General features: G+C 74.1%; 9 protein-coding genes. 6 read left to right on the top strand and 3 right to left on the bottom strand.

All coding sequences use genetic code 11. The features are described 5' to 3' along the window. Positions 1–174 precede the first annotated feature (174 nt). The gene (locus tag KS423_RS30075; protein WP_224282927.1) at positions 175–888 is read right to left on the bottom strand and encodes a class I SAM-dependent methyltransferase; all 714 of its coding nucleotides are present in this window, start codon (positions 886–888) and stop codon (positions 175–177) included. A gap of 316 nt (positions 889–1,204) precedes the next feature. Between KS423_RS30075 and KS423_RS30070 the strand changes: the two genes are divergently transcribed. From KS423_RS30070 to KS423_RS30055, 4 genes are all read left to right on the top strand, one after another. Continuing rightward, on the top strand, positions 1,205–3,298 hold the full coding sequence (locus KS423_RS30070) for an AAA family ATPase (RefSeq protein WP_224282926.1): 2,094 nt from the start codon (positions 1,205–1,207) through the stop codon (positions 3,296–3,298). 244 nt (positions 3,299–3,542) lie between these two features. Then, positions 3,543–4,163 (top strand): formylglycine-generating enzyme family protein, encoded by a 621-nt coding sequence (locus tag KS423_RS30065; protein WP_224282925.1) that lies wholly within the window; start codon positions 3,543–3,545, stop codon positions 4,161–4,163. Further along, positions 4,160–4,492, top strand: coding sequence for a GNAT family N-acetyltransferase (locus KS423_RS30060; RefSeq protein ID WP_224282924.1), 333 nt, complete (start codon positions 4,160–4,162; stop codon positions 4,490–4,492). Before KS423_RS30065 ends, KS423_RS30060 begins: the two co-directional genes overlap by 4 nt. Then, positions 4,489–5,010 (top strand): GNAT family N-acetyltransferase, encoded by a 522-nt coding sequence (locus KS423_RS30055; protein ID WP_224282923.1) that lies wholly within the window; start codon positions 4,489–4,491, stop codon positions 5,008–5,010. The genes KS423_RS30060 and KS423_RS30055 overlap by 4 nt, the downstream gene beginning before the upstream one ends. 147 nt (positions 5,011–5,157) lie before the next feature. On the opposite strand, the gene soxR is transcribed toward KS423_RS30055, so the two are convergent. Further along, the gene (soxR, locus tag KS423_RS30050) at positions 5,158–5,706 is read right to left on the bottom strand and encodes a redox-sensitive transcriptional activator SoxR (RefSeq protein WP_224282922.1); all 549 of its coding nucleotides are present in this window, start codon (positions 5,704–5,706) and stop codon (positions 5,158–5,160) included. Between the two features lie 57 nt (positions 5,707–5,763). Here soxR and KS423_RS30045 point away from each other — a divergent pair, with 57 nt between their 5' ends. Together KS423_RS30045 and KS423_RS30040 are read left to right on the top strand one after the other, a co-directional pair. Then, entirely contained in the window at positions 5,764–6,480 is a 717-nt protein-coding gene (locus KS423_RS30045; protein WP_224282921.1) for a thiamine pyrophosphate-dependent enzyme, read from the top strand. A 56-nt stretch (positions 6,481–6,536) separates the two neighbouring features. Further along, positions 6,537–7,430 carry a transketolase family protein gene (locus KS423_RS30040; protein WP_224282920.1) on the top strand — a complete coding sequence of 298 codons (894 nt, stop codon included), beginning with the start codon at positions 6,537–6,539 and terminating at the stop codon, positions 7,428–7,430. Between the two features lie 10 nt (positions 7,431–7,440). Here KS423_RS30040 and treZ read toward each other — a convergent pair. Continuing rightward, the coding region (treZ, locus tag KS423_RS30035; protein WP_224282919.1) for a malto-oligosyltrehalose trehalohydrolase at positions 7,441–8,989 on the bottom strand (1,549 nt) is incomplete at its 5' end.

The following is an 8,989-nucleotide window of genomic DNA, read 5'->3' as shown; positions in this document are numbered from 1 at the left end:
CAGCGCCGTCCCGAGCGCGAGCGGCCCCCGCTTGCGCCGCCACGCCCGGTCCCGCAGGCCCACGGCGGCCAGGAGCAGCGCGAGGGCCGCGGCCCGGACCGTCCACGGGAACCAGCCGTCGAGCAGTGAGACGTTCATGCGGCCGCAGGCTAGGGGCGGAGGATGAGAGGCCGATTAGAGGCCGGCGGATCGCCGGAAGAGCGCCGTGAGCAGGAAGGGGACACCGGACAGCGGCGAGTCGGGGCCCTGGGCGGCCATCGGGCGGATCTCCAGCGGGGTGAACTCGCGGAACAGCGATCGGAGTTCGTCCGCCGAGTAGGCCAGGCCGCCCTCCAGCGCGCCGATCCGGTAGAGCTCCGCGTCGGGCCGCTCGGAGCCGATCGCGCCGGCGGCGAAGGCGGTGACGGCGAAGTGCCCGCCCGGTGCCAGGACCCGGTCGAGCAGGGCCAGGTAGCTGACCCGGCGGTGCGGTGGGAGGTGGTGCAGGCAGCCGGAGTCGTAGACCAGGTCGTAGTGGGTGTACGGGAGTTCGGCGTCGAAGATGCTCGCCCGGTGGAACCGCAGCTCGGTGCCCGTACCCGCCTCGCGGGCACGCTCCTGGGCCCAGGCGATGGCGGTGGCGGAGAGGTCGACGGTATCCACCTCGAAGCCGAGGGAGGCCAGGTGGATCGCATTGCGGCCGGCGCCGCAGCCGAGGTCGAGCGCCCGGCCGGGGGAGAGCAGGCCGCGGTCGAGACAGGAGGCCAGATTCTCGTCCGGCTTGGGCGCGAAGAACGGGCGCTCGGCGGACCGGTCCGCGTAGAACCGGTCCCAGAACGGTTCGGCCGGCGGGAAGAGGCCGTCGAGGAGGGCGAGGACGTCTTCGGTGGTGCGGATCGTACGGTTCATGCCGCCGATCCTAGGCGGGCCGGCCGATGGGCGCGCATGCGGCAAAAGCCTTTGTGTGGCGGCCTGTTGGGGCTATCCGGGGCATGAGTCGGACGGGTGTTTCGGCCCCGGGCCGCCGCGCGGCAGTGCCCCCGCCCGGGGCCGGGAAAGGCCGTTTCCGCAGGGCGAGAAGGGGCGCCCGGGAAACCGTTCCGGAATTCCGCCGAGAAAATTCCACGCGAGGAATCGAAGGACACATTCAGGCCGGACAAGTCAACGTTTACTTCTCCGAATTCCCTCTGCATAGTGGCGGGTCGAACCGAGAGGGGGCTCATCCGTGTCGCAGATCAATGACACCGCCGCACAGCAGGTGGAGCTGGAGCAGGTGCAGGTGTCCGTCATCGGTGAGCTGTTCGATGAGCGGCTCGCCGGGGCGCGGGCGCAGTTGGGGCGGGTGCTCGCGTCGGTGGCGGGCAGCGCGGGCGAGGTGTACGAGCGGGAGGTGGCGGCCGGGCGGCTGGCGGGCGAGGTGCGCCGGCTGCAGGGGGCCGAGGGCGGGCTGGTCTTCGGCCGGATCGACCTGGCGGACGGGACCGCGTTGCGGATCGGGCGGCTGGGCCTGCAACGGGACGAGGACGATCTGCCGTTGCTGGTGGACTGGCGGGCGGAGGCGGCGCGGCCCTTCTACGAGGCGACGCCGGTCCACCCGCTGGGGCTGCGGCGCCGCCGTCATCTGAGCCTGACGGGCCGTACCGTGGTCGGGGTCAGCGACGAGCTGCTGGACGGCTCGGAGCCGACCGCCGGGGACGTCGTCGGAGACGGGCCGTTGACGGCGGCGCTCCAGGAGCGGCGTACGGGGCGGATGGGGGCGGCGGTCGCGACGCTCCAGGCGGAACAGGACGCGATCGTCCGCTCCTCGCACCGCGGGGTGACGGTGGTGCAGGGCGGCCCGGGCACCGGAAAGACGGTGGTGGCGCTGCACCGCGCCGCGTACGTGCTGTACGCGTTCCCGAAGGCGGCCGAGCGCGGTGTGCTGGTGCTGGGGCCGAACGCGCGGTTCCTCGACTACATCTCCCAGGTGCTGCCCTCGCTCGGGGAGAACGACGTCGTCCTGGCGACGTGCGAGGAGCTGGCCGGCGTCGTGCCGGGTGCCGTGGACCCGTTCGAGGCGGCGCGCCTCAAGGGCGGTGCCGAACTGGCCGAAGCGCTGGCCTCGTCGGTCCGGTCGCGACAGGCCCCGGGCGGGGACTTCACCCTCCGGGTCGGACAGGAGTGGGTCCGCCTGGCGGAGGAGGAGGTCGCCGGGGCGCGGCAGGCGGCGCAGGCGAGCGGGCTCGCGCACAACCGGGCGCGCCGGCTGTTCCTGGAACTGCTGGTCGACGCCCTGACCAACGCGCTGGCCCGCGGCACGGCCGAGGCGCTGGAGCGCATCGACGCCGAGGTCGCGCAGCTCACCGGGGTCGACCTCGACCGGATGGCGGCCCGGGACCTGCGCAGCCTCGGCATCGACGACGCGCCCGCCACGGGGGCCGACGAGTTCGACGCCGACGCCGTCCGCGCCGACCTCCTGGAGGACCCGCACCTCGACCGGGCGGTCGAGGAACTCTGGCCGCGGCTCGTTCCCGGCGACGTCGTCGGTGCCCTGCTGGCCGACGCCGATGCGCTGACCGCACACCTTCCGCAACTCGGCGAAGGCGAGCTGGCGTTGCTGCTGCGCACGCCCGGCGCGCCGTGGGCCGACGCGGACGTGCCGCTCCTCGACGAGGCGGCGAGCCTGGTCGACGGGCCGCCCGAGCAGACCTTCGGGCACGTCGTCGTCGACGAGGCGCAGGAGCTGACCGCCATGCAGTGGCGGATGATCACGCGCCGGTGCCCGGGCAGGTCGATGACGCTGGTCGGCGACTTCGCGCAGGCGGGCCCGGCGACAGTGGCGCGGGACTGGAACGAGGCGCTCGCCCCCCTCTTCGGCCGCCGCTTCGACCTGCGGACGCTGACCGTCAGCTACCGGACCACGCAGGAAATCCTGGTAACCACCGGGGAGTTGCTCAGCCGCATCGCCCCTGACCAGCCGCCGGTCCGGTCGATCCGGCACGGGGACGAGCCGCGTGCCGTCGCGGTGGCCCCGCAGGGGCTGGTGGCCGATCTCGTCCGCGAGCTTCGGGCGCAGGCCGCCGCGCATCCGGGCGAGCTGCTCGGCGTGATCTGCGCGGACGGCAGGGTGGCGGAACTGGCGGCCGCGGGGGTCGAGGAGTACGCCCGGCTGGTCCCGGCCTCCGAGGCGCGCGGCCTGGAATTCGACGAGGCCGTCGTGGTCGACCCGGACGGGATCGCGGCGGCCCGCCCCACCGGCGAACGCGACCTGTACGTCGCCCTCACCCGCGCCACCAAGCGCCTGTGCACGGTCACCGCGCGGCCGGCCACCGGCGGGTAGGTGATGCGCCGCCGCGTGGGAGGTCGGTCCGGCCGACTTCCCGCGCGGGGTGGGTTGTCCCGCGCACCGGCCCTCCGAGGACTGCGCGCGAGTCCGCGACCACGTTCGCCGTGATCGCGGACGACCCCGCGGGGCGGCGAGGTCCGACGTGGACACTCCGTGCACCCGGTCCGCGGCCTGCTCGCGGCGTTCGGCCTCGACGTCGTGCGTCGCCCTGTTGCGGGGCTCCGCTTAGGATCGGTGGATGATCACCGTTCCCTCCGGCCGGGTCACCCTCTCCGACCGTCGCACCCAGCGCAGTTGGGGCGTCGACGTCGCCTCGTACCGACTGGCGGCCTGTCCGGTGACCCGCGAGCAGTACGAGGGCGCGACCGGCGACCGCCGCCCCGCGCACAGCGTCTCCTGGCTCGACGCCGTCCGTCACTGCAACGAGCTGTCCCGGCGCGAAGGCCTCGCCCCCGCCTACCGGGTGGACGGCGAGGAGGTCTCCTGGGACCGCGCCGCCGACGGCTACCGGCTGCCCACCGAGGCCGAGTGGGAGCACGCCTGCCGCGCCGGAACGGACGGCCCGCGCTACGGCCCGCTGGACGAGATCGCCTGGTACCGCGGCAACTCGGGCGAGCGGCCGCACGAGGTGGGCGGGCTGCGCCCGAACGCCTACGGGCTGTACGACCTGCTCGGCAACGTGTGGGAGTGGTGCTGGGACCGCTACGACCCCGAGGTGTACGGCAGCTACCGCGTCCTGCGCGGCGGCGGCTGGTTCGACGAGCACTGGAGCTGCCGCGCCTCGGTTCGCCGCCGCAGCCACCCGACCCTGCGGATCGACGACGTGGGATTCCGGCTCGCCCGCTCGATCGTCGAATGAAGGCGGTCGCAGTAGAAGACGCCCCCGCGCAGTTGCTGCCGCGGGCGCGCGGGCGCGGGATCGGCACCCGGGCCCAACGGCTGCCGGCGGACTACCTGTTCGCGCATTCGCCGGTGATGCGGCTGGAAGCGGAGACCGCATCCGGCGATCCGGCCGAGCAACGCGTCCTGGCAAAGCTCGGATTCGTCCGCGAGGGCGTGAAGCGGGCACAGCTCGTCCGCTCCGGAGAATGGCCTGATGTCGTTCTCCGCAGCCTGCTGCGCACCGGTCCCCGCCCGCCGCTCGGCCGAGGAACCGTCACGGCCGCCCGGCCGTTGGCGCCTGCATGAGTGATGAATCAGTGTCCCTGCGCCCGATCGCCGAGGCCGATCTCTCCGCGATCGAGGACATGCTGGACGACCCCGAGGCGCTGGGCGAGTTCCAGTGGTACGGCTGGCGGGACCCGCAGCGGTTCCGCCGTCGGTGGCTGGAGGACGGAATGCTCGGGGAGGAGCATGTGACGCTCGCGGTCGTCGCCGGGGGCGGGTTCGGCGGCTTCGTCGCCGCCAACCGCGCCGGGGTGAGACCGTCCGCCCCGTACTGGACCATGGGGGTGCAGCTGCTGCCGCGGGCGCGCGGGCGCGGGATCGGCACCCGGGCCCAACGGCTGCTGGTGGACTACCTGTTCGCCCATTCGCCGGCGATGCGGCTGGAGGCGGACACCGAGGCGGGCAACCTGGCCGAGCAGCGCGTCCTGGAGAAGCTCGGCTTCACCCGGGAGGGCGTGCAGCGCGCGGTGACCTTCCGCGCCGGCGAGTGGCGCGATGTCGTCCGGTACAGCCTGCTGCGCACCGACCCGCGACTCTAGGCGACCCCGAGCCACTCCTCGGCGAGGGCGTCCGGTGTCCGCGCCGAGGGCTTCAACCCCGCAGGTGCCACGGCAGGTTGCTGGACACACGGAGCAGGGTGTACGCCATCGGCGGGCGCGGGTCGGCGGCTGCGGCGCACAGGGGTTTCAGTGCTCGCCCCGGCGGGTCCCGCAGGTGTCGGCGGCCGGGGGCAGAGGCTCGGGTCCGTCGTCCGGGTCGCGGGTGAGCAGGTAGCGGGCGCCGGGTCCGGCTTCTGCCGCGCGGTCGGCGGCGTTGTAGAGGGCGCAGCGGGAGAGCGAGAGGCAGCCGCAGCCGATGCAGCCGGTGAGCTTCTCCTTGAGTCGTTGCAGTTCGGCGATCTGGTCGTCGATCCGGCTCTGCCAGGACTCGGCCACCTGGTCCCACTCGGCGCGGCTGGGGGCCGGGCGGTCGGGGAGGCGGTCGAGGGCGACCTTCACCTCGTCCAGGGAGAGGCCGACGCGCTGCGCGGCGCGGACGAAGGCGATCCGGCGCAGTGTGCCGCGGGTGTAGCGGCGCTGGCCGCCGGAGGTGCGGGTGGCGTGGATCAGGCCGAGGCTCTCGTAGTAGCGCAGCGCGGAGGCGGCGAGGCCGCTGCGGTGGGCGAGTTGGCCGATGGTGAGCAGGTCGCTGTGGTGCGGGCCGGGGTCGCGGTGGCCGTCGGGGCGGGCGGTCATGGAAACCCACTGTAGCCGCTTGACCTCAAGTCGGCTTTAAGTTGCACGATCGTGGTCATGACGACGAACGCGACCGCCACGACCACGACGGGCACCCGCTTCGAGGACCTGCCCGCCCTGATGAGCCTGATGACCGGCGACGAGAAGCACGGCCCCGCCGCCACCTCCACCCTGGACGCGCTCTGGGTGCTGTACGACCGGGTGCTGCGGGTGACCCCGGACACCGCCGACGCGCAGGACCGTGACCGCTTCCTGCTCTCCAAGGGCCACGGACCGATGGCGTACTACGCCGTGCTGGCGGCCAAGGGCTTCCTCGACCCGGCGGTGCTACCGAGCTTCGGCGGCTACGACTCGCCGCTCGGCCACCACCCGGACCGCACGCTGGTCCCGGGCGTGGAGATCGCCTCCGGTTCGCTCGGCCACGGCCTGCCGCTGGCCGTCGGCACCGCGCTCGGGCTGCGGGCGCAGGGCCTGGCCGACCCGGCGGTGTGGGTGCTGGTCGGCGACGCGGAGTTCGACGAGGGCTCCAACGCCGAGGCGGTGGCCTTCGCCGGGGCCTACGGACTGGACCGGCTGAACGTGGTGGTGATCGACAACTCCTCGGCCACGCACGGCTGGCAGGGCGGCATCGCCCAGCGGTTCGCGGCCGAGGGCTGGTCGACCGCCACGGTGGACGGCCGCGACCACGAGGCGCTGTACCGCGCCTATGCCACGGAGCACCTGGGCCGCCCGCACGTGGTGGTCGCACGGGTCGAGCCCAAGGGCCCGCACTGAGCACCCGGCCGCAGCCCGAGCACGCCAAGACCGAGCCCCTGAGAGGAACTTCACCGATGGACACCATGCGTGACCGCTTCGTGGACGTGACCACCCGACTGCTGGACGAGGACCCCCGGCTGGCCCTGGTGCTCGCCGACATCACCGCGGCCGCCTTCGCCCCGGCCCAGGAGCGCCATCCCGACCGGGTGGTCAACGTCGGCATCCGCGAACAGCTGCTGATCGGCGCGGCCGGCGGCCTGGCGCTCACCGGGTTGCGTCCGATCGCCCACACCTTCGCCAGCTTCCTGATCGAACGGCCCTTCGAGCAGGTCAAGCTGGACCTCGTCCACCAGGGCGTCGGCGCCGTGCTGGTGAGCGCGGCGGGCTCGTACGACTGGCCGGCCGGCGGCCGCACCCACATGTCCCCGGGCGACGTCGCCCTGCTGGACACCCTGCCGGACTGGACGGTCCACGTCCCCGGCCACCCGGACGAGGCCGAGCAGCTGCTGCGCCACGCCTACGCGGACGGTGACCGCAACGTCTACGTCCGGCTCTCGGCACACCAGAACGCGGCCCCGGTGCCGGTCGAGCCGGGCCGCTTCACCACCGTCCGGACGGGCTCGCGCGGCGCGGTGCTCGCCGTCGGGCCGATGCTGGACGCGGTGCTCGCGGCCACCGAGGGCCTGGACGTCACCGTGCTGTACGCGGCGACGGTGCGCCCCTTCGACGCGGCCGGGCTGCGCGCGGCGCTCGGCGACCGGGTGGACGTGGTGCTGGTCGAGCCGTACCTGGCGGGCACCTCCGCCAACGAGGCGCACGCGGCGCTCGCCGACCGCCCGCACCGGGTGCTGGGCCTGGGCGTGCCGCGCGAGGAGCACCGGCACTACGGGTCGATGCCCGAGCACCTGGCCGCCTACGGCCTGGACGCCCCGTCGCTCCGGGAGCGGATCGGCACCTTCCTCCGGTGATTCCGCCGGGTCAGCCGGTCAGCACGATCGCCACCGTGTCCGGCGCCGTCCGCACCGCCGTCCCCTCCAGCGTCGCCGACCCGAAGGCCGCCACCACCTCGCGCCCGGCGGCCCCCAGCGGCAGCGCGGCCTCGTCCGGTCCGAGGTTGACCGCGATCCGGTACGGCCCCCGGTGCACCACCAGCCGGCCCGCCGCCTCGTCGAACGTCACCCGCACCGCGCCGAGGTCCGGGTCGGACAGTTCCGGCCGCTCGCTGCGCAGCCGGATCAGCCGCCGGTACCACGTGAGCAGTTCGGCGTGCGGGGCGCGCCGGGGCTCGGTCCAGTCGAGGACCGAGCGCAGCACGGTGGCGGGCTCCTGCGGGTCGGGGACGGCCTCGGCGGCCCAGCCGTGTGCGGCGAACTCCCGCCGCCGGCCCTGCCGGACGGCCTCGGCGAGGTCCGGGTCGGTGTGGTCGGTGAAGTACTGCCAGGGGGTGGCGGCGCCCCACTCCTCGCCCATGAAGAGCATCGGGGTGAACGGCGAGGTGAGCACCAGTGCCGCGCCGCAGGCGAGCCGGCCGGGGGAGAGGCTGGTGGAGACGCGGTCCCCGAGCGCCCGGTTGCCGACCTGGTCGTGGGTCTGGAGGTAGCCGAGCAGCCGGTGGCCGTCGGCGGGCGGGAAGGGCCGCCCGTGGCTGCGGCCGCGGAAGGAGGACCGGGTGCCGTCGTGGAAGAACCCCCGGGTGAGCGTCTTGGCGAGGGCGGTGAGCGGCTGGTCCGCGAAATCCCGGTAGTAGCCCTGGGAATCGCCGGTGAGCGCGCAGTGCAGGGCGTGGTGGAAGTCGTCGCTCCACTGCGCGGTGAGGCCCTGCCCGCCCGCCTCGCGCGGGGCGGTGGTCGCCGGGGTGTTGCGGTCGGACTCGGCGATCAGGAACAGCGGCCGGTTGGTGGCGACCGCCAACTTCTCCACCTCGTGGGAGAGTTCCTCCAGGAAGTGGACCGCCCGGTCGTCCGCGAGGGCGTGTACGGCGTCCAGTCGCAGCCCGTCGATCCGGTAGTCGCGCAGCCAGGCCAGGGCGCTGCCGATCAGGTAGGCGCGCACCTCGTCCGAGCCGGGCGCGTCCAGGTTGACCGCCGAACCCCAGGGGGTGTGGTGCCGGTCGGTGAAGTACGGCCCGTACGCGGGAAGGTGGTTGCCGGACGGCCCGAGGTGGTTGTGCACCACGTCCAGCACCACCCCGAGGCCCTTGCGGTGGGCGGCGTCCACGAAGCGCTTGAGCCCCTCGGGCCCGCCGTAGGGCTCGTGGACGGCCCAGAGCGAGACCCCGTCGTAGCCCCAGCCGTGCTTGCCGGGGAACGGGCAGACCGGCATCAGCTCGACGAAGTCCACGCCCAACTCGACCAGGTGGTCCAGGCGTTCGGCGGCGGCGTCGAAGGTGCCGCGAGGAGTGAAGGTGCCCACGTGCAGTTCGTACAGCACCGCGCCGGGCAGCGCCCGGCCGCGCCGGCCGGTGTGCGACCAGCGGAACGCGGCGTGGTCCACGGCGCGGCTGGGCCCGTCCGGGCCGTGCGGCTGC

This window comes from Streptomyces sp. LS1784 (assembly GCF_020103755.1).
GTDB lineage: Bacteria > Actinomycetota > Actinomycetes > Streptomycetales > Streptomycetaceae > Kitasatospora.
This window is presented reverse-complemented; position numbering and strand designations above follow the sequence as displayed.